General features: G+C 61.3%; 15 protein-coding genes and 1 riboswitch. Of the genes, 10 read left to right on the top strand and 5 right to left on the bottom strand.

Features of this window, described 5'->3' with window-relative positions:
* Positions 1–185: 185 nt before the first annotated feature.
* On the bottom strand, positions 186–2,327 hold the full coding sequence (locus tag C1X29_RS04105; protein WP_102716912.1) for a methyl-accepting chemotaxis protein: 2,142 nt from the start codon (positions 2,325–2,327) through the stop codon (positions 186–188).
* Positions 2,328–2,590: 263 nt separating this feature from the next.
* Here C1X29_RS04105 and C1X29_RS04100 point away from each other — a divergent pair, with 263 nt between their 5' ends.
* Positions 2,591–3,409, top strand: a complete 819-nt coding sequence (locus C1X29_RS04100; protein ID WP_102716911.1) for a M48 family metallopeptidase — start codon at positions 2,591–2,593, stop codon at positions 3,407–3,409.
* Between the two features lie 44 nt (positions 3,410–3,453).
* On the opposite strand, the gene C1X29_RS04095 is transcribed toward C1X29_RS04100, so the two are convergent.
* From C1X29_RS04095 to C1X29_RS04085, 3 genes are all read right to left on the bottom strand, one after another.
* On the bottom strand, positions 3,454–4,038 hold the full coding sequence (locus C1X29_RS04095) for a TMEM165/GDT1 family protein (RefSeq protein WP_007956837.1): 585 nt from the start codon (positions 4,036–4,038) through the stop codon (positions 3,454–3,456).
* Between the two features lie 88 nt (positions 4,039–4,126).
* A riboswitch (yybP-ykoY riboswitch) is annotated at positions 4,127–4,249 on the bottom strand.
* 40 nt (positions 4,250–4,289) lie between these two features.
* Positions 4,290–5,288 carry a class I SAM-dependent methyltransferase gene (locus tag C1X29_RS04090; protein WP_102716910.1) on the bottom strand — a complete coding sequence of 333 codons (999 nt, stop codon included), beginning with the start codon at positions 5,286–5,288 and terminating at the stop codon, positions 4,290–4,292.
* A 33-nt stretch (positions 5,289–5,321) separates the two neighbouring features.
* On the bottom strand, positions 5,322–6,287 hold the full coding sequence (locus C1X29_RS04085) for a 2-hydroxyacid dehydrogenase (RefSeq protein ID WP_102716909.1): 966 nt from the start codon (positions 6,285–6,287) through the stop codon (positions 5,322–5,324).
* 91 nt (positions 6,288–6,378) lie between these two features.
* Between C1X29_RS04085 and C1X29_RS04080 the strand changes: the two genes are divergently transcribed.
* The 7 genes from C1X29_RS04080 (at position 6,379) to C1X29_RS04050 (ending at position 16,979) form a co-directional block, all read left to right on the top strand.
* Complete coding sequence (locus tag C1X29_RS04080) at positions 6,379–7,008, top strand: LysE family translocator (protein ID WP_007956831.1); 630 nt, start codon at positions 6,379–6,381, stop codon at positions 7,006–7,008.
* Between the two features lie 156 nt (positions 7,009–7,164).
* Positions 7,165–8,847: a fatty acid--CoA ligase gene (locus C1X29_RS04075; protein ID WP_085606947.1), complete on the top strand. Its 1,683-nt coding sequence runs from the start codon at positions 7,165–7,167 to the stop codon at positions 8,845–8,847.
* 336 nt (positions 8,848–9,183) lie between these two features.
* Positions 9,184–11,073, top strand: coding sequence for a DUF1302 domain-containing protein (locus C1X29_RS04070; RefSeq protein ID WP_085745365.1), 1,890 nt, complete (start codon positions 9,184–9,186; stop codon positions 11,071–11,073).
* Positions 11,074–11,099: 26 nt separating this feature from the next.
* Positions 11,100–12,464 carry a DUF1329 domain-containing protein gene (locus tag C1X29_RS04065; RefSeq protein ID WP_085745364.1) on the top strand — a complete coding sequence of 455 codons (1,365 nt, stop codon included), beginning with the start codon at positions 11,100–11,102 and terminating at the stop codon, positions 12,462–12,464.
* Positions 12,465–12,651: 187 nt separating this feature from the next.
* A complete protein-coding gene (locus C1X29_RS04060; RefSeq protein ID WP_085745363.1) occupies positions 12,652–15,387 on the top strand; it encodes a LuxR C-terminal-related transcriptional regulator in 2,736 nt (911 codons plus the stop codon).
* Between the two features lie 101 nt (positions 15,388–15,488).
* Entirely contained in the window at positions 15,489–16,133 is a 645-nt protein-coding gene (locus C1X29_RS04055; protein WP_085745362.1) for an MBL fold metallo-hydrolase, read from the top strand.
* 114 nt (positions 16,134–16,247) lie between these two features.
* A complete protein-coding gene (locus C1X29_RS04050) occupies positions 16,248–16,979 on the top strand; it encodes an OmpA family lipoprotein (protein WP_007956806.1) in 732 nt (243 codons plus the stop codon).
* Positions 16,980–17,046: 67 nt separating this feature from the next.
* Here the strand turns inward: C1X29_RS04050 and C1X29_RS04045 are convergent, their stop codons facing one another.
* On the bottom strand, positions 17,047–17,481 hold the full coding sequence (locus C1X29_RS04045; protein WP_007956803.1) for a YhcB family protein: 435 nt from the start codon (positions 17,479–17,481) through the stop codon (positions 17,047–17,049).
* Positions 17,482–17,625: 144 nt separating this feature from the next.
* On the opposite strand from C1X29_RS04045, the gene C1X29_RS04040 reads away from it, so the two are divergent.
* Positions 17,626–18,255: an alpha/beta hydrolase gene (locus C1X29_RS04040; RefSeq protein WP_102687560.1), complete on the top strand. Its 630-nt coding sequence runs from the start codon at positions 17,626–17,628 to the stop codon at positions 18,253–18,255.
* A 24-nt stretch (positions 18,256–18,279) separates the two neighbouring features.
* Positions 18,280–19,635, top strand: a complete 1,356-nt coding sequence (locus tag C1X29_RS04035; protein ID WP_102687546.1) for a tryptophan--tRNA ligase — start codon at positions 18,280–18,282, stop codon at positions 19,633–19,635.
* Positions 19,636–19,686 lie beyond the last annotated feature (51 nt).

Below are 19,686 nucleotides of genomic sequence, written 5' to 3'. Positions count from 1 at the left end.
CCCCTCACCCTAACCCTCTCCCGGAGGGAGAGGGGACTGACCGAGAGATATTGCAGTAATACACCGACTTGAAAGTTCTTTGCTGAATCCATAATCGACACTAATTACCAGGTCGATGTATGACGGAAGACAGCTCGGTCGGCTCCCTCTCCCTCCGGGAGAGGGCTGGGGTGAGGGGGTGGCTCTTAAACCTTGAACTGGTTGATCAACCGCCGCTGCTGCTCCGCCAGTTTGGTCAGATCGGCACTCGCCGAACTCGACTCATCCGCGCCACCGGCCACTTCATTGGCCACCTGACCGATATTGATCACGTTGCGGTTGATATCGTCGGCCACCGCGCTCTGTTCTTCGGCGGCGCTGGCGATCTGGGTGTTCATGTCGTTGATCACCGATACCGCCTGAGTAATGGTCTCCAGCGCCTCGGCTGCCTTGGCCGCGTGCTGCACGCTTTCGTCGGTACGATTCTGGCTGTCTTCCATGACCCGCACCACATCGCGGGTGCCCTGTTGCAGTTGCTGGATCATGCTCTGGATTTCTTCGGTGGCCTTCTGGGTTTTCTGCGCCAGGTTGCGCACTTCATCGGCCACCACCGCAAAACCGCGTCCTTGTTCACCGGCGCGGGCCGCTTCGATCGCCGCGTTGAGGGCCAGCAGGTTGGTCTGCTCGGCGATTCCGCGAATGGCGATCAGGATCGCGTTGATGTTTTCGCTGTCCTTGGCCAGGGTCTGCACCACGTCCACGGCCTTGCCGATTTCTACGGCCAGCACGCCGATCGAATTCGACGTGTCGCGCACGATCTGCATGCCCTGACTGGCGGCCTGATCGGCGTGGCTGGCGGCTTGTGCCGCTTGGGTCGCGTTGCGCGCCACGTCCTGCGCGGTGGCGGTCATTTCCTGCACGGCGGTGGCGACCTGATCGATCTCGGCCATCTGTTTCTGTATGCCGATATTGGTCCGGATCGCGATGTCGGCCGTGTGCTCCGAGGAATCGCTGACGCTCTGTACCGACGACACTACCTGCGTGATCATCCCCTGCAATTTGGCGAGGAAGGTATTGAAGCCTTTGGCGATTGAACCGAGTTCGTCATTGCGATCACTGGTCAAACGACGGGTCAGATCACCTTCGCCCTGGGCGATGTCATCGAGCATGGTCACCATTTGCTTCAGCGGACGGGCGATGCCGTGGCCCACCAACCAGATCACCAGCAAGCCGAGACCGGCAATGATCAGACCGACCATGGCCATGCCGAAGGTGTCGGATTTGCGCTGGGCGTCGAGGTCGCCTTGCAGCTTTTGCAGGTCGGCCATTACCGCGTCGAGCGGCAGTTGCAGCATCAGCGTCCAGCGCGCGTCGGTCTGGCCAATGCCGAACGGCAGGTACAACTCGATCCGGCCTTGCTCTTTATTGACGGTGTACGTCACTTCGCCGCGCTTGAGATTGGCCATGTTGGCAATCTGCTGGGCGTCGAGGATGTCGCTGACCTTCTCGCCGAATTTGCTCGGGTCCTTGGTGTAGGCGACGATCCGGCCGTTGCCGCCGATCAGGGCCATCTGTCCGGCGCCGCTGTACAGTTTCTGGTTGGCGCCCAGGAGCATTTCCTGGATGAAGTTCACCGACAGGTCGGCGCCGACGATGCCCTGGAACGCGCCGTTGAGCATGATCGGTTCAATAAAGGAGGCGAGCATGACGATCTTGTCGCCGACCTTGTACGGGGCCGGATCGATCACGCAGGATTTTTTGGTTTCCTTCGAGCACAGGTAGTACTCGCTGGCGCGCACGCCAGTGGACAGGACTTTCTGGTCGTCGACGTCCACCAGTTTGTCCAGACCGAGGGTGCCATCGTCGTTGCGGAACCACCACGGCAGGAAACGCCCGTTGGCGGCGTCGATACCGACCACGCTGGTGCCGACGTAGGCCGGATCGTTGTGGTCGAGTGCGTTCTTTTCCCAACCGATGTAGGTGCCGAGAATCTTCGGGTTCTTCTCGACGTTTTCCTTGATCAGGCTGATCAGTTGCTCACGGCTGACGGTCAGTCGCGGCTGGCCATCGGCGCCCGGCTTGCCGAGCAGGGCGTTGACCCGTACCAGCCCACCGGCAATCAGAAGCGGCGCTTCCAGTTCGCGCTGGATCTGGCTGACCTGGGTTTGTGCCAGCGAGGTCAGGCGCTGTTCGATGACTTGCTCGAACTGGGCCTGGGTCCGTTGCTGGACCATTTCCTGGGTGCGGGCACCGGAGAACAGCGCGTACAGCACCAGCGCGGCGACTACGCTGAGTACGATGGCGCCGGCCAGGGCGGCTACGGAAAACTGGATCGACTTGAACTTCATGGGAGCTCCGCACGCGAGAGGACGTCTGCGCTGCTGTATCGGCAGCCACTATTGCGCCATGAGGTAAAGAGGGAGTAATTGCAGCGCAATGTCGCAAATGGATCAGTGCGCGACGTAGTTGCAGCGGGCCTGGTGGCGGATGTGAATTTTTTCCTACAGGTCTGGCGGGAGTTTTCTGAAAGTAGATGCAACACGTCCGTTGTATCTGGCGTCGATACAATTACCCGCCTACGATACGCGGCAGGTTTTCAGGGAGCTTTTGAATGAACAAGACATTGGTTGTAAGTGCACTGAGCGCAGCGCTGTTGCTGGCCGGTTGTCAGTCGGTCAACACCACCAGCGGCGGCGCCGTGGGCGTGGAGCGCAAGCAGTACATGTTCAGCATGCTGTCCTCGCAAGAGGTCGACCAGATGTATGCCCAGTCCTACCAGAAGACCGTGGGCGAGGCGTCCACCAAAGGCGTGCTGGACAAGACCAGCAACGATGCCAAACGCATTCAGGCCATCGCCAACCGGCTGATCGCCCAAGCACCGAATTTCCGTCCGGATTCGGCGCAGTGGAAATGGGAAGTGAACCTGATCAAGAGTGACGAGCTCAACGCCAACTGCGGTCCTGGCGGCAAGATCATTTTCTACACCGGGCTGATCGACAGTCTGAAGCTCACCGACGATGAAATCGCCGCGGTCATGGGTCATGAAATCGCCCACGCCCTGCGCGAGCATGGTCGTGAAGCCATGTCCAAGGCTTATGGCATCGAAATGGCCAAGCAGGGCGCCGGTGCGTTGCTCGGCCTGGGGCAGGACAGCCTGGCGCTGGCCGACACTGTGGCCAACTACGGCATGACGCTGCCCAACAGCCGCGCCAACGAAAACGAGGCTGACCTGATCGGTCTGGAACTCGCCGCGCGTGCCGGGTACAACCCGAACGCCGCCATCACTTTGTGGGACAAGATGAGCAAGGCCTCTGAAGGCGCACCGCCGGAGTTCATGAGCACTCACCCGTCTTCCAGCAGCCGCACGGCTGCGTTGCAGGCGGCGATTCCGAAGGTCATGCCGCTTTACGAGAAAGCGCCCAAGTCCTGAAACCATGATCGCTCCCGCACTCGGTGCGGGAGCGATCTGCCGGATCAAACCCAGCCGCTGCTCTGCATCGCCTTGTACACCGCGACGATCGCCAGGATCAGGAACGCCGAGGCGGCCAATCGACGGATCAGGGTCAACGGCAGTTTCTCCGCCGCAAAATTACCCGCCAGTACCACCGGCACGTTGGCAATCAGCATCCCCGCCGTCGTACCGATAATCACCAGCCACAGCTCCGGGTATTGCGCGGCCAGCATCACGGTGGCGATCTGAGTCTTGTCGCCGATTTCCGCGAGGAAGAACGCAATCAGCGTGGTCAGGAATGGCCCGAACTTGCGGGCGGTGCTGGCTTCATCGTCGTCCATCTTGTCCGGTACCAGCGTCCACAGGGCGGTAGCGGCGAAGCTCGCGGCGAGAATCCAGTGCAGGACGGAATCGGAGAAGAAGCTGCCGAACCAGGCGCCGACCGCACCGGCTGCCGCGTGGTTGGCCAGGGTCGCAGCGACGATACCGGCAATGATCGGCCAGGGTTTGCGGAAGCGAGCGGCGAGAATCAGCGCGAGCAGTTGCGTCTTGTCGCCGATTTCGGCCAAGGCAACGATTGCGGTGGGAACGAGTAACGAGTCCAGCATCAGGATTTCCTAAGGGGCGGGTCGACACGGCTATGACACGTACAGCCTTCCCGCCCCGGGTAAGGTGTGCGTGTCATAGGTCTTGTCAAACCCTGCGATCCGTCTGCTGCGGACGCTTGGGTCGCATACGCCATGATCTGAGGATCAAGTATGTTGACGTATGCCGGACGAGCTTGGCGCTCGTGGGAGACTACTCCCCTAGGACGGAGCGGATTCTGCCTAGGCGGAATCCATTCGGCAAGTGCTAATTTTCAGCCGCGCTTGGCCCGGTAAATCCGGAAACCATTGCCTTCGGCCTTGATCGCGCAGACCCCGAGATGCTCTTCGATCAGTGGTTGATACTTCAGGAAACTGTTAGCAACCAGGCGAAGTTCGCCGCCGTTTTTCAGATGCTTGGCCGCTTTTCGCAGCAAGTTTTCGGTGGCGAAATAATCAGTGTGCACGCCGACGTGGAACGGCGGGTTGCTCAGAATCGCGTTCAAACCCATCGGCGCGGCGTCGATGCCGTCACCGGTCAGTACCTCGGCTTCCAGACCGTTGGCCGTCAGGGTCAGCCGGCTGCTGGCGGCGGCGAAGGCATCAACGTCGAGCAACGTGACCTGATTGTGCGGGTAACGACGCTTGACCGCCGCACCGAGTACGCCGGCGCCGCAACCGAAGTCCAGCAGATGACCGCTTGGCAGTTTGTCCAGGTGCTCCAGCAGCAGGGCGCTGCCGCGATCCAGTCGGCCATGGCTGAACACGCCCGGCAGACTGATGACTTTCAACGGGCCTTCGGCCAGCGGCAGTTCGTAGGTTTGCGCCAGGCTTTCCAGCGGTTTGGCTTCGGGAGCGTTAGCCACGATCACTTGCCACAGCTGGCAATGGCGCGCGCTGTCGAGCTTGCGCGGCTTGCCGAACGGGTTGAGCTGTTTGGAGGCGCCTTCGATACCGCTGCGCTTTTCCCCGACCAGATACACCTCACGCCCGGCCAGGCGCGAAGCCACGGCATTGAGGATGTAATCGGTCAGGTCCTTGGCCTTGGGCAAAAACACCACGGCGTTGGTGAATTCGCGCTCCGGCACGTTCACGCCAAAATGGCTGCGGCCTGCGAAGCGGGCTTCGAGTGCGGCCTGATCGCCGGCGTGCCAGCACCAGCCAAACGCATCGGGCAGGCGCCCCAGCAGATCATCGGCAGGCAAACCGGCCAGCAACACCGAACCCTGGAATAACTCGGCCTGACGAAGCAGTACTTCACTGCGCGGATCCATAACTGCTCCTGTGAAAAAAAGTGCCGCAGTTTATCAACTGACGACCCGCAGCGCCTTACCGCTGTAGAACGCCTGGGTGTTTTCCACCAGTTGGCCGACGATACGCTGCCGCGCTTCGCGGCTGCCCCAGGCGTTGTGCGGGGTGACGATCAGGCGCGGGATGTCGGCAGCCAGCAACGGATTGCCGTTGGTCGGCGGCTCGACGCTCAGCACATCGGTGGCCGCGCCGCCCAGATGACCGCTGCGCAAGGCGTCGGCCAGGGCCTGTTCGTCGATCAGCCCGCCCCGGGCGGTGTTGACCACGAACGCGCCGGGTTTCATCGAGGCGAGCTCGCGGGCGCCGATGAAGTGCCGAGTGTGTTCGTTGAGCGGGCAGTGCAGGGTGAGGGCGTCGATCTGCGGCAGCAATTCTTCCAGCGGCAGACGATCCGGACGGGCCGGTCGCCCCGGAATCTGCCCCAGCAACACGCGCATGCCGAAGGCTTCGGCCAGACGCGCGACCGCGCCGCCGAGTTCGCCGTGTCCAAGCAGGCCGAGGGTTTTGCCTTCCAGCTCGACGATCGGGTAATCCAGCAGGCAGAACTGTTTCGCCTGCTGCCAGCGGCCTTCGCCGACGGCTTTTTGATAATCGGCCAGGCGTGTGGCGAGGTTGAGCAACAGCATGATCGTGTGTTGCGCCACCGACGGCGTGCCGTAACCCTGGCAGTTGCACACCGTGATGCCGTGGGCGCGGGCGGCGGCCAGATCGACGTTGTTGGTGCCGGTGGCGGTGATCAGGATCAGCTTCAACTGTGGGTTGGCGGCCATGGCGGCGGCGTCGATGAGGATCTTGTTGCTGATTGCCACGGTCGCACCTTGCAGGCGTTCGCTCACTTGCGCAGGCAGCGTCTGGGCGAACAGTTGCAGGTCGCTGAAGCAGTCACGCAAAGGGCTCAGATCGAGATCGCCAAGATCCAGCGACGGGTGATCGAGGAATACGGCGCGGTGGGCGTTCGTCATCAACTGTACCTGTTGTGCTTTGAAGGGAAGGCGTAATCTGCCGAGCCTACCAGATGAAACAACTCGTTACGCTTGGCCGAAAGGAGCCCCCATGTACTGGACCGAATTCTTGACCGTTGCCCTGATCCACCTGTTGGCCGTCGCCAGCCCCGGTCCTGATTTCGCCGTGGTGGTGCGCGAAAGCGTGACCCACGGGCGACGCGCGGGGACCTGGACCGCGTTGGGCGTGGGCACGGCGATTTTCCTGCACGTGGGTTATTCGCTGCTGGGAATCGGGCTGATCGTTTCCCAATCGATCGTATTGTTTAACGCCTTGAAATGGGCGGCCGCCGCGTACCTGCTTTACATCGGCTTCAAGGCTTTGCGTGCGCAACCGGCGAAAACCGTGACCGACGACCTGCACAAAGAAGCTGGCGAGCGCACCGCCCGGGGCGCCTTCACCTCAGGCTTCGTGACCAACGGTCTGAACCCGAAAGCCACGCTGTTCTTCCTGTCGCTGTTCACCGTGGTGATCAACCCGCACACCCCGCTGACAGTCCAGGCCGGTTACGGCATTTATCTCGCCGTCGCGACCGCCACCTGGTTCTGCCTGGTGGCCATGCTGTTCAGCCAGCAGCGCGTGCGCGCCGGTTTCGCCCGCATGGGCCACTGGTTCGACCGCACCATGGGCGCGGTGCTGATCGCCATCGGCGTGAAACTCGCGTTCACCGAGATGCATTGATCCTTCTGGGCTGTCATCTGTTTCGGCAAATGCTGGCGCAAAGCTAGCATTTGTACGGCTCTGCAAATCATTCCTTTGGCTGATTTGGCTGACGTATAACGGTTCTAGAGTACGAAACTCCAAAGCCAACACCGTGCAGTCAGAAAAGGGATTCTTATGTTGCAGACTCGCGTTATTCCGCCCGCCGAAGGGGCGTACCAGTATCCACTGCTGATCAAACGGCTGCTGATGTCGGGCGCCCGTTACGAGAAAACCCGCGAGATCATCTACCGTGACCAGCTGCGCTACAGCTACCCGACCCTGATCGAGCGGGTCGCGCGGCTGGCCAACGTACTGACGGCGGCCGGCGTGAAGGCCGGTGACACCGTGGCGGTGATGGACTGGGACAGCCATCGCTACCTCGAGTGCATGTTTGCGATTCCGATGATCGGCGCGGTGATCCACACCATCAACGTGCGCCTGTCGCCGGAACAGATCCTCTACACCATGAACCACGCCGAGGACCGCTTCGTGCTGGTCAACAGCGAGTTTGTCGGGCTGTACCAGGCCATCGCGCCACACCTGACCACGGTGGAGAAAACCCTGCTGCTGACTGATCTGCCGGAAAAAACCGCGGATTTGCCGAATCTGGTGGGGGAGTACGAGCAACTGCTGGCGGCCGCGAGTCCGCAGTACGACTTCCAGGATTTCGACGAAAACTCGGTCGCCACTACGTTTTACACCACGGGCACCACCGGCAATCCGAAGGGCGTGTACTTCACCCATCGGCAACTGGTACTGCACACCATGGGCGTGTCGACCATCATGGGCGCCATCGACAGCGTGCGGCTGCTGGGCACCAACGACGTGTACATGCCGATCACCCCGATGTTCCACGTGCATGCGTGGGGTCTGCCGTATGTGGCGACAATGCTCGGGCTCAAGCAGGTTTATCCGGGGCGTTACGACCCGGAGTTTCTGGTCGAGTTGTGGCGCAAGGAAAAGGTCACATTCTCCCATTGTGTGCCGACCATCCTGCAGATGGTGCTCAACGCCAAGGGCGCGCAAGGCACCGATTTTGGCGGCTGGAAAATCGTCATCGGCGGCAGTGCGCTCAATCGTACGCTGTACGAAACGGCCAAGAGCAAGGGCATTCAACTGACGGCCGCCTATGGCATGTCGGAAACCGGGCCGCTGGTCTCGTGCGCGCACCTCAACGATGAATTGATGGCAGGCACCGAAGACGAGCGCACCACCTACCGCATCAAGGCCGGCGTGCCGGGGCCATTGGTCGAAGCGGCGATTGTCGACACCGAGGGCAATTTCCTCCCGGCGGACGGCGAGACCCAGGGCGAACTGGTGTTGCGTGCACCGTGGCTGACCGAGGGTTATTTCAACGAACCGCAGAAGGGCGCCGAGCTGTGGGCCGGCGGCTGGCTGCACACCGGCGACGTCGCCACGCTCGACAGCATGGGCGTGATCGACATTCGCGACCGGATCAAGGACGTGATCAAGACCGGCGGCGAGTGGATCTCCTCGCTGGACCTCGAAGACCTGATCAGCCGTCACGTCGCGGTACGTGAAGTAGCAGTGGTGGGCATCGCCGATCCGCAGTGGGGCGAGCGTCCGTTTGCCTTGCTGGTGGTCCGCGAAGGGCACGCCATCGGGGCGCGCGAGCTCAAGGAACACCTCAAGCCATTCGTTGAACTGGGGCACTTGAGCAAGTGGGCGATTCCGAGCCAGATCGCGCTTGTTACTGAAATTCCCAAGACCAGTGTCGGCAAGCTCGACAAGAAGCGCATCCGCCTCGACATCACCGAATGGCAGGCCAACAACAGCACCTTCCTCTCGACGCTCTGAGCCTCCTCTGGCGCGCCGAAAACGGCGCGCCAGACCCACCAAGCAAGCGCTTGGCTTGTGAAATTCGAATTTTCAGCCATCCTTGCCGTGCCGACATGTGTCGGACTGGCGAAAGGACTGTTCCAGAGTGGCCGGCAGCTGCAAATCACACTTTAGAGGGATCAAGCAGTACCACCTGCTGGCTATAGTCCGCTCAAGGATTTTTAAGAACGGGGCAAACGCACAAACGGGGCGATGCAACATTGAAGCGATCTCGGGAAGCCTCTGGCGCCCGGTCCTTCAGGCGTTTTTAAAAGTACTCACTGCCATAACAATAATGCACATGGAGTAGCGTCGATGACCTCAGTAAACCAGTTCTGGCGCCGGGCAAAGCTGCCTCTGGCCGTCAGTCTTGCTTCTTCGCTCGCCGGGCCCGCATTCGGCGTCAGCTTCAACGTCGGTGAAATCGAAGGCCAGTTCGACTCCTCCCTGTCGATCGGTGCCAGCTGGTCCACCCAGAGCCCGAACAAGAACCTCATCGGCGTCAACAACGGCGGTCACGGTCTGTCCCAGACTTCCGACGACGGCCATGCCAACTTCAAGAGCGGCGAAACGTTCTCGAAGATCTTCAAGGGCATCCATGACCTCGAACTGAAATACGGCGACACCGGCGTGTTTGTACGTGGCAAGTACTGGTACGACTTCGAACTGAAGGACGAGAGCCGCGAGTTCAAGGACATCAGCGACAGCAATCGCAAGGAAGGCGCCAAGTCCGCCGGCGGTCAGATCCTCGATGCCTTCGTCTACCACAACTATTCGATCGCCGATCAGCCGGGCTCCGTGCGCCTGGGCAAACAGGTGGTGAGCTGGGGTGAAAGTACCTTCATCGGCGGCGGCATCAACTCGATCAACCCGATCGACGTGTCCGCGTTCCGCCGTCCGGGCGCCGAGATCAAGGAAGGCCTGATCCCGGTCAACATGTTCTACGTGTCCCAGAGCCTGACCGAAAACCTGTCCGCCGAAGCCTTCTATCAGCTCGAGTGGGACCAGACTGTCGTCGACAACTGCGGCACCTTCTTCTCCCAGCCGGACATCATTGCCGACGGCTGCACCGACAACCTGCGCGTGCTGAACAAGCGCTCGCAGATCCCGGCCATTGCCCTGGGGCCATTGGCAGCCAACGGCGTCGACGTCAACGAGGAAGGCGTGCTGGTACGTCGCGGTCCTGATCGGGATGCCCGAGACAGCGGTCAGTGGGGCGCATCCCTCAAATACATGTTCGAGCCACTGGACACCGAGTTCGGTGCCTACTTCATGAACTATCACAGCCGTGCGCCGATCTTCAGCGCCACGGGTGCACCGCAATCGGTCTACAACGGCGTGGCGGCATTGCCGGCAGCATTCCGGGCCCTGGGGCCGCTGGTGGTTGCAGGCAACTCGAACTACTTCGTCGAGTATCCAGAAGACATCCGCCTGTACGGTCTGAGCTTCTCCACCACCCTGCCTACCGGCACCGCCTGGAGCGGTGAAATCAGCTACCGTCCGAATGCGCCGGTACAACTGAACTCTACCGACATCCTGTTCGCCGGTGTGCGTCCCTTGGGCGGCACGTTTGCGAACGCATCGCTGCTCGACGGCGTGCCGGGTCAGGATCTGCACGGTTACGAGCGCAAGGAAATCACTCAACTGCAGACCACCTTCACGCACTTCTTCGATCAGGTCATGGGCGCGAGCCGTCTGACGCTGGTGGGTGAAGTGGGCGCGACTTACGTGGGCGGTCTGGAGAGCCGATCCGACAAGCGCTATGGCCGCGACCCGGTCTTCGGCCCGGGCGAATTGCCAGCCACCGGCGGCACCAACACCTGCGTCAACATCCTCAACAACGGCACCATCAATGGCGCCGGGCCAGGTTCCCCACAGAACAACCGTAGCCGCAATTGCAACAATGACGGTTTCACCACGTCGGTTTCCTGGGGTTATCGCGGTCGCGCCATCTGGGAATACAACGACGTGTTCGCCGGCGTGAACCTCAAACCGAACGTGGCCTGGTCCCATGACGTCAGCGGCTACTCGCCAGGCCCTGGCGGCAACTTTGAAGAAGGTCGCAAGGCGGTGAGCCTGGGCGTCGATGCCGAGTACCAGAACACCTATACCGCGAGCCTGGCTTACACCAACTTCTTCGACGGCAAGTACACCACCGTGGATGACCGCGACTTCGTGGCGCTCAGCCTCGGCGTGAACTTCTAAGCACTGCATTCAGGACGAACGAATTTATGAAAATAACAAAGAGTCTGTTCCACGCCGGTGTTCTGGGCCTGTCGCTGCTGGCGACCGGCGTCATGGCGGCAGTGCCTGCCGCCGAAGCGGACAAACTGGGCAAGAGCCTGACCCCGATGGGCGCCGAAATGGCCGGTAACGCCGACGGCTCGATCCCGGCCTGGAAACCGATGCCGAAGAACGCCGGCACTGTCGACAGCAAAGGCTTCCTGTCCGACCCGTACGCCAGTGAAAAACCGCTATTCACCATTACCAAACAGAACGTCGATCAGTACAAGGCCAAGCTCGCGCCGGGTCAGTACGCGATGTTCCAGCGTTACCCTGATACCTTCAAGATGCCGGTCTACCCATCCCATCGCGGTGCCACCGTGCCGGATGCGGTATTCGCCGCCATCAAGAAGAACGCCACCACCACGACGCTGGTGTCGGGCGGCAACGGCCTGGAAAACTTCGATACCGCCGTGCCGTTCCCGATTCCGAAAACCGGTGTGGAAGTGATCTGGAACCACATCACCCGCTATCGTGGCGGTAGCGTGACCCGTCTGGTGACCCAGGCCACGCCGCAACCGAACGGCTCGTTCAGCCTGGTGTATTTCCAGGACCAGTTCGTGTTCCGCGACAAAATGAAAGATTACGATCCGGCGAACCCGGGCAACATCCTGTTCTACTTCAAGCAGAAAGTGACCGCGCCGGCACGTCTGGCCGGTGGTGTACTGCTGGTGCACGAAACCCTCGATCAGGTGAAGGAACCGCGTTCGGCGTGGGTCTACAACGCCGGTCAGCGTCGTGTGCGCCGCGCACCGCAAGTGTCCTATGACGGCCCGGGTACCGCGGCGGATGGTCTGCGTACTTCCGACAACCTGGACATGTTCAACGGCGCACCGGATCGCTACGACTGGAAACTGGTCGGCAAGCAAGAGATGTACATCGCCTCCGACAGCTACAAGCTCGACGATCCAAAGCTCAAGTATGCCGACATCATCAAGGCCGGGCACATCAACCAGGATCTGGCGCGCTATGAACTGCGTCGCGTCTGGCACGTGACCGCGACCCTGAAGGAAGGTCAGCGTCACATCTACGCCAAGCGTGACTTCTTCATTGACGAAGACACCTGGCAAGCGGCCGTGATCGATCACTACGACGGTCGCAACCAACTGTGGCGCGTGGCGGAAGCTCACTCCCAGGACTACTACAACGTGCAGGTGCCTTGGTACACCCTGGAAACCCTCTACGACCTGCAGTCCGGCCGCTACCTGGCTCTGGGCATGAAGAACGAAGAGAAATCGGCGTATGACTTCGGCTTCACTGCAACCACCGCAGACTTCACGCCCCAAGCCCTGCGCCAGGACGGTATTCGCTAAGCTCCTGTAAACCGAGGCCGCATCCTCGTTAAAACGCCCCGACCGGTTCGGGGCGTTTTTTTGCCTGTCGCTTTTTCCGTAGCCTTTTTGTAGCCATTTGTAGCAACGACCTTCATAACCGCTCCGTTTAAGGCTAGTCTGCGGGCATCTGCTACGCCGCCAACAGCCATACGAACAAGAGCCGGCCATGACTGATCTGTCCCCACTTCCGGGCCCTGCAAGCGTTGCCGTCGCGGCACTGGACGGACGTTTTTTCCGTCCGCCGCTACCCGACGGCTACGTGCTGCGACCCCGTTTGTGCGAGCGCCTGAGCGCCGGGCTCGGAGGGCGTTTGTTGCTGGTCAGCGCCCCAGCCGGGTTCGGCAAGAGCTCGCTGGCGGTGGAGTTCTGTCAGAGTCTGCCGGCGCACTGGCAAAGCCTGTGGCTGGGTCTGAGTCCGCGGGACAACGATCCGGGGCGGTTTCTCGAGCGACTGCTCGAAGGTCTGCAGGACTATTTTCCGCAATTGGGCAGCCGGGCACTGGGACTGCTGAAAATGCGTCAACGTCATCAGCCGTTTGCGTTCGAAGAATGGCTCGACGGCCTGCTGGATGAACTGGCGCTGCATCTGCAACCGACGGCTCCGCTGCTGTTGGTACTGGATGACTACCACCTCGCTCAAGGGCCGGTGCTCGACCGTTGCCTGCAATTTTTCCTCAATCATTTACCGGACGGCCTGGTGGTCATGGTCACCAGTCGGCAGCGCCCGGACTGGCACCTGGCACGTCTGCGCCTGTCGCGCCAGTTGCTGGAACTGCACGAACAGGACCTGCGCCTGACCCACGACGAAGCCTTGGCACTGCTTGATCGTCACAGCAGTTCCCTGCGCGGTGAAGCGCTGGAAAACCTGATCCAGCGCAGCGAAGGCTGGGTGGCCGGGCTGCGTTTCTGGCTGCTGGCGATCGCTGAAGTCGGCACCGAATCAGCCTTGCCACAAGCGTTGAACGGCGGGGAAGGGCTGATCCGCGAATATCTGCTGGAAGAAGTCATCGATTGCCTGCCCGCCGAGGTCCAGGCGTTTCTTTATGACACCGCGCCGCAGGAACGCTTTTGCAGCGAGCTGTGCGACGCGGTGCGCGAAGCCCACGACAGTGCGGAAATCCTGCGTTTCCTGCTGGCGCATCAGGTGTTCCTCGTGCCGCTGGACGAGCATGGGCACTGGTATCGTTATCACCACCTGTTTTCCGACCTGTTGCGCAGCCGGCCTATCGCCCGGGCACTGGTGCCGGCCGCGACGCTGCATCTGCGCGCCTGCCGCTGGTTCAATGCCCAGGGCCTTCTGGATGAAGCTGTCGAGCAGGCGCTGCGCGCAGGGCATCTGGACGTCGCGGCCAATCTGGTACAAAACCTGTCCGAGGAACAACTGCTGGCCGAGCAAAACGTCGGCATGCTGCTGCGCTGGAAAATGGACCTGCCCGACAGCCTGCTGATCAGCACCCCGCGCCTGATCGTGTTGTACAGCTGGGCGCTGGGGCTGGCCTGTCAGCTTGATGCGGCCGAAGAACTCGCCAGTCATCTGAGTCGTTTTCTGCCGGCACCTTCGGCCACCGCCCAGAAATCCATGCTGGCTCAATGGCTGGCGCTCAAGGGCATCATCGCCCGCGGGCGGGGCCATCGCGAGCAGACCATCGAGTATTGCAGCGAAGCACTGGAAAGCCTGCCGGCCAAGCGTTACGGCCAACGCCTGATGTGCCTCTCGACCCTGTCCAACCTGGCGATTGCCGACGGCGATCTGTGGCGTGCACGGGGCCTGAACCGCGAGTCGCTTGAGCTGGCGCAGCGGGTCGGCAATCCCTTGTTCGAGGCGCTGGCGCATTATGATCGTGCCCGCGTCCTGCAGGCCCGCGGCGAAATCCTGCGTGCGCTCGATGAAGTGCGCCAAGGGTTGGAGCGCTTGCGCGGATTGTCCGCGCAGCGTTTGTACGCCGTGCGTGCGCGACTGACGCTGTATGAGGGTTTTCTGCTGGCCATGCGATTGCAGCCTCAGGCGGCAAGGGCGCGATTGCAGGCGGGCCTGACTGAAGCAAGGGCCTGTCGTGACATCAGCGTGCTGATTGGCCACTGCGTGATCGCCCGGCTCGACGGCAGCAGCGGCGATTTCGCCAAGGCCTTCGCCGAACTGGCCGAAGCCGAAAGGCTGATGCACATATGGGATGTCCCGCCGATCTACTACCTGGCGATGATCACCCTGGTCAAATGTGAGCTGTGGCTGGCTCAGGGGCGTATCGATCTGGCCGAAGCCTGGCTGGCGCGACTGGGCCAGACCTACACCGGTGAATACGCGGCGGCACCGCCGGAATTTCATCCGCAACTGCCCTTGCACGTCGAGCTGCAACAGGCGTTGCTGGACGTCATACAGGGGCAACCGATGCTCGCCGAAGGGCGATTGAACGTGCTGCTGGAGAACGGCCAGCAAACCGGACGGCAACTGCTCAGCGTGATGGCGCTGACGCAAAAAGTGGTGTTGCTGTTGGCAAACAATCGTGAGCCTGAAGCGCGCAAGGCATTGAGTCAGGCACTGGAAGCGGCGTCCGGCGGCGTCCTGCAACCTTTCGATGTGCTGGTCAAAGAGCATGCTGACTGGTTGCGCGGGCAACTGTCACTGACTGCACCGACAGCTGCCGGTCAGCAATTGCTGGAACATTTCCCCCAGGCGCCGGCTCGTCCTGCAGCGGAATCCACGACGACCGAATCGCTCAGCAGTCGTGAGCTCGCCGTCCTGAGGTTGATCGCTCAGGGCTGCTCGAATCAGGAAATCAGTGATCAGCTGTTCATCTCGCTGCACACCGTGAAAACGCACGCCAGTCACATCAACAGCAAGCTGGGTGTGGAACGGCGCACGCAAGCGGTGGCGCGGGCGAAAGAGTTGGGGGTGTTGAACTGAATCTGCTGTTTTGCGCTGTGTCGGCATCCTGCGAGCCAACAACGTAAAATGGCGGAAATCAGCCTCTGCGCACTGTCTTCAATGTCTGTTCAGGATCTCCCATGACCGCTGCAAATCCCGCGCTCATTCGCGAAACTTTCCCCGTCGGCCCGCTCCAGTGCAACTGCACGATCATCGGGGATCCGATCACCAAAAAAGCCATTGTCGTCGATCCGGGCGGCAACCCTGACCTGATCATGGCCCGGCTCGATGCCCTCGGTCTGAAAGTGGTCAGCATCATTCACACTCACGCGCACCTCGACCACTTTCTGGCTTCCGGACAGATGAAAGAGAAGACCGGCGCCACCTTGCATCTGCACAAAGAGGATCAGTTCCTGTGGGACAACCTCGAGATGCAGTGCCAGATGTTCGGCGTGCCTTACACCCCGGTGCCGTCTCCCGATCGCTGGTTGAGCGATGATGAAGAGCTGGCCTGCGGCTGTGGCGTGGCGCTGCACACGCCGGGGCATACGCCAGGTTCCATGAGCTTCTGGTTTTCCGAGGCTAAGCTGTTGATTGCCGGCGACACGCTGTTTCGTCGCGGAGTAGGGCGCACGGATTTGTGGGGCGGCGATCAGGCGACCATCGTGCGATCGATCAAGCAACGGCTATACACCCTGGATGAAGACGCGACCGTTGTAGCCGGGCATGGTCCGGATACGCGTCTGGGGGATGAGATGCGCGAGAACCCGTTTGTGCGTGCCTAAACATTTTGTCACGGGTGCCCGGCGGAATTTTTGTGCATTGTCATGATCCAACGCCCGCACGGGCCAGTTGCCAATGGCCGCTGCACCACAGAATGCAAAATGTAGGAGCACTCCATGTTCACCACGCGTCGTTTGATTATTGTCGCTACTGCCGTGGCCGTCTTGTCCGGCTGCGCCTCGCCCAACCCGTATGACAATCAGGGTCAGGCCGACGGTGGCTCCCAGGGCATGAGCAAAACCGCCAAGTACGGTGGCCTCGGTGCGCTGGCCGGCGCGCTGGCCGGTGCCGCCATCGACCACAACAACCGCGGCAAGGGTGCGCTGATCGGCGCAGCCGTCGTCGGTGCCTCGGCCGCCGGTTACGGCTACTACGCCGACCAGCAGGAGAAAAAACTGCGCGCCAGCATGGCCAACACCGGGGTTGAAGTGCAGCGTCAGGGCGACCAGATCAAGCTGATCATGCCGGGCAACATCACGTTCGCCACCGATTCGGCGAACATCGCTTCCAGCTTCTATCAGCCGCTGAACAACCTGGCCAACTCGCTCAAAGAGTTCAACCAGAACCAGATCGAAATCGTCGGTTACACCGACAGCACTGGCAGTCGTCAGCACAACATGGACCTGTCCCAGCGTCGTGCGCAGAGCGTGGCCACCTACCTGACTTCGCAAGGCGTCAGCGGTGCCAACCTGAGCGCCCGCGGTGCCGGTCCGGATAATCCGATCGCCAGCAACGGTGACGTCAATGGCCGGGCGCAGAACCGTCGCGTCGAGGTTAACCTCAAGGCGATTCCGGGCCAGCAGTACGGTGGTCAGCAGCAGCCGGGCACGGTTCAGCAGTACCCGTAACCGTCAGGTACAAAAAAGCCCCCGGACAAGTGATTGTCCGGGGGCTTTTTGTTGGCGCGAAGGCTGATTACTTCTTCAGGCCGTAATGCTCGTCGAGCATGCCCGGCGAGTTCGGGGTCTTCGGCGCGTAATCACGCGGCGGTTCCTGATCCCGTGGTGGCGTCAGGCGTTCCCGTGGGGCCTGTGCCGCGTCGGCGTGCAGCGAGGCCAGCAAGCGTTGACGGGTCTGCTCGTCCAGGGCCAGGCGGTTGGCACCCTCGGCGAGGTGATCCTGCACTTCCTGATAGCTCTGGGTCAGCTTCTTGACCAGATTGGCGGTGCTGTTGAAGTGGGTCACCACTTCGTTCTGATAACTGTCGAAACGTTCCTGAATATCATCCAGTTGACGCTGCGTGCGGCTGGGCGCGGCGTTCGGCGCAACGCGAGCGATCAGGAAACCAATGGCGACACCCACAACCAGGGCAAGAGTCGGTAACAACCAAACTAAGAGCGAGTGTTCCACGAGTCCTTCCTCTATAAACGGCTTTGCTTTACGTTAACGGCTCGAACCTGCGCTGTATACCGCGATTCACTCGCAATAGACTGGCACAGACAATTTGCTAGACGAGTCGACCCGATTCGAGGTCACGGAGTTCCTTCCTTGCTGATGCGTGAAACCCCTGTAGTGATTGATGGCCCGGTGGGGCAACTTGAGTCTTTGTATCTGGACAACGAGCAGCCCCGCGGCGTAGCGCTGATCTGCCACCCGAACCCGGTGCAGGGCGGCACCATGCTCAACAAGGTCGTCTCGACCCTGCAGCGCACCGCACGCGACGCCGGCCTGATCACCTTGCGCTTCAACTATCGCGGCGTCGGTGCCAGCGAAGGCTCCCATGACATGGGCACTGGTGAAGTCGACGACGCCCAGGCCGCCGCCGCATGGCTGCTGGAAAAACACCCGGATCTGCCGCTGACCCTGTTCGGTTTCTCCTTCGGCGGATTTGTTGCAGCAAGTCTCGGCGGTCGTCTCGAATCCCGGGGCATCGCGCTCAAGCATCTGTTCATGGTCGCGCCGGCGGTGATGCGTCTGGGCAATCAGGATCAATTGCCGCAGCAGGGTGAGCTGACCGTGATCCAGCCGGAAACCGATGAAGTGATCGATCCGCAGCTGGTCTACGACTGGTCTGAAAAACTCCCGCGCCCCCATGAGCTGCTGAAAGTGGCAGAATGCGGACACTTTTTTCATGGCAAGCTGACCGATCTCAAGGATCTGATCCTGCCGCGTCTCTCGAATTGATTGCAGTCTGACAAGCGATTACCCATGACGAACCGTACCCGCATCCTCACCGGCATCACCACCACCGGCACCCCGCACCTGGGCAACTACGCCGGCGCCATCCGCCCGGCGATCCTCGCCAGCCGCGACAGCAATGCCGACTCGTTCTACTTCCTGGCCGACTATCACGCCCTGATCAAGTGCGATGACCCGCTGCGCATCCAGCGCTCGCGTCTGGAAATCGCCGCGACCTGGCTGGCCGGTGGCCTGGATGTGGATCGCGTGACCTTCTACCGTCAGTCCGACATTCCGGAAATCCCCGAGCTGACCTGGCTGCTGACCTGCGTTGCCGCCAAAGGCCTGCTCAACCGCGCCCACGCCTACAAGGCTTCGGTGGACAAGAACGTCGAGACCGGCGAAGACCCGGATGCCGGTATCACCATGGGCTTGTACAGCTATCCGGTGCTGATGGCGGCGGACATTCTGATGTTCAACGCGCACAAGGTGCCGGTCGGCCGCGACCAGATCCAGCACGTGGAAATGGCCCGTGACATCGGCCAGCGCTTCAACCACCTGTTCGGCCAGGGCAAGGAGTTCTTCACCATGCCCGAAGCGCTGATCGAGGAAAGCGTGGCCACGTTGCCGGGCCTGGACGGTCGCAAGATGTCCAAGAGCTACGACAACACCATTCCGCTGTTCTCCAGCGCCAAGGAAATGAAGGACGCGATCTCGCGCATCGTTACCGACTCCCGCGCGCCGGGCGAAGCGAAAGATCCGGACAACTCGCACCTGTTCACTCTGTTCCAGGCCTTCTCCACGCCGGCGCAGGCCGACGAATTCCGCAGCGAACTGCTGGGCGGTCTGGGTTGGGGCGAGGCGAAGAACCGTCTGTTCCAGCTGCTGGACAACGAGTTGGGCGAGTCCCGCGAGCGTTATCACCAGTTGATCGAGCGTCCGGCAGATCTGGAAGACATCCTGCAACACGGCGCCAAAAAGGCCCGTGCGGTGGCGACGCCGTTCCTCAACGAGCTGCGTGAAGCGGTCGGCCTGCGCTCCTTCGTCAATCAGGTTCAGGTGGCCGCGACCACCAAGAAGAAAGCCGCGAAAGCCGCACGTTTCGTCAGCTTCCGTGAAGACGACGGCAGCTTCCGTTTCCGTCTGCTGGCGGCCGACGGCGAGCAATTGCTGCTGTCGCGCAACTTCGCCGACGGTAAAACCGCCGGTCAGGTGACCAAGCAGCTGCAATCGGGTCAGGCGCTGGATGTGCGCAGCGAAGAGCTGAGCTTCAGCGTCTGGCTGGAAGGCGAGTGCGTTGGCGACAGCCCGGCGTTCGCCGACGTGGCTGCGCGGGATGCGGCCGTCGAGGCCTTGCGGGTCGCTCTGACACCGGTTCAGGAATAATCAACGGGCCGGCCCGACCAAGGGCCGATTGCCATTCCCACGGGCCATCGC

This window comes from Pseudomonas sp. GW456-12-10-14-LB2 (genome assembly GCF_002884345.1).
Classification (GTDB): Bacteria; Pseudomonadota; Gammaproteobacteria; order Pseudomonadales; family Pseudomonadaceae; genus Aquipseudomonas; species Aquipseudomonas paraglycinae.
Note: the sequence above shows the minus strand (reverse complement) of the source record. Positions and strands in the feature narration are given on the sequence as shown.

What these genes read in the sequence shown, in the direction of transcription:
- C1X29_RS04090 (WP_102716910.1), bottom strand. Translation starts at nt 5,288, where the DNA reads ATGGATCCGCGCAGTGAAGTACTGCTTCGTCAGGCCGAGTTATTCCAG.
- C1X29_RS04095 (WP_007956837.1), bottom strand. Translation starts at nt 4,038, where the DNA reads ATGCTGGACTCGTTACTCGTTCCCACCGCAATCGTTGCCTTGGCCGAA.
- C1X29_RS04105 (WP_102716912.1), bottom strand. Translation starts at nt 2,327, where the DNA reads ATGAAGTTCAAGTCGATCCAGTTTTCCGTAGCCGCCCTGGCCGGCGCC.
- C1X29_RS04100 (WP_102716911.1), top strand. Translation starts at nt 2,591, where the DNA reads ATGAACAAGACATTGGTTGTAAGTGCACTGAGCGCAGCGCTGTTGCTG.
- C1X29_RS04070 (WP_085745365.1), top strand. Translation starts at nt 9,184, where the DNA reads ATGACCTCAGTAAACCAGTTCTGGCGCCGGGCAAAGCTGCCTCTGGCC.
- C1X29_RS04075 (WP_085606947.1), top strand. Translation starts at nt 7,165, where the DNA reads ATGTTGCAGACTCGCGTTATTCCGCCCGCCGAAGGGGCGTACCAGTAT.
- C1X29_RS04050 (WP_007956806.1), top strand. Translation starts at nt 16,248, where the DNA reads ATGTTCACCACGCGTCGTTTGATTATTGTCGCTACTGCCGTGGCCGTC.
- C1X29_RS04065 (WP_085745364.1), top strand. Translation starts at nt 11,100, where the DNA reads ATGAAAATAACAAAGAGTCTGTTCCACGCCGGTGTTCTGGGCCTGTCG.
- C1X29_RS04035 (WP_102687546.1), top strand. Translation starts at nt 18,280, where the DNA reads ATGACGAACCGTACCCGCATCCTCACCGGCATCACCACCACCGGCACC.
- C1X29_RS04060 (WP_085745363.1), top strand. Translation starts at nt 12,652, where the DNA reads ATGACTGATCTGTCCCCACTTCCGGGCCCTGCAAGCGTTGCCGTCGCG.
- C1X29_RS04055 (WP_085745362.1), top strand. Translation starts at nt 15,489, where the DNA reads ATGACCGCTGCAAATCCCGCGCTCATTCGCGAAACTTTCCCCGTCGGC.
- C1X29_RS04085 (WP_102716909.1), bottom strand. Translation starts at nt 6,287, where the DNA reads ATGACGAACGCCCACCGCGCCGTATTCCTCGATCACCCGTCGCTGGAT.
- C1X29_RS04080 (WP_007956831.1), top strand. Translation starts at nt 6,379, where the DNA reads ATGTACTGGACCGAATTCTTGACCGTTGCCCTGATCCACCTGTTGGCC.
- C1X29_RS04040 (WP_102687560.1), top strand. Translation starts at nt 17,626, where the DNA reads ATGCGTGAAACCCCTGTAGTGATTGATGGCCCGGTGGGGCAACTTGAG.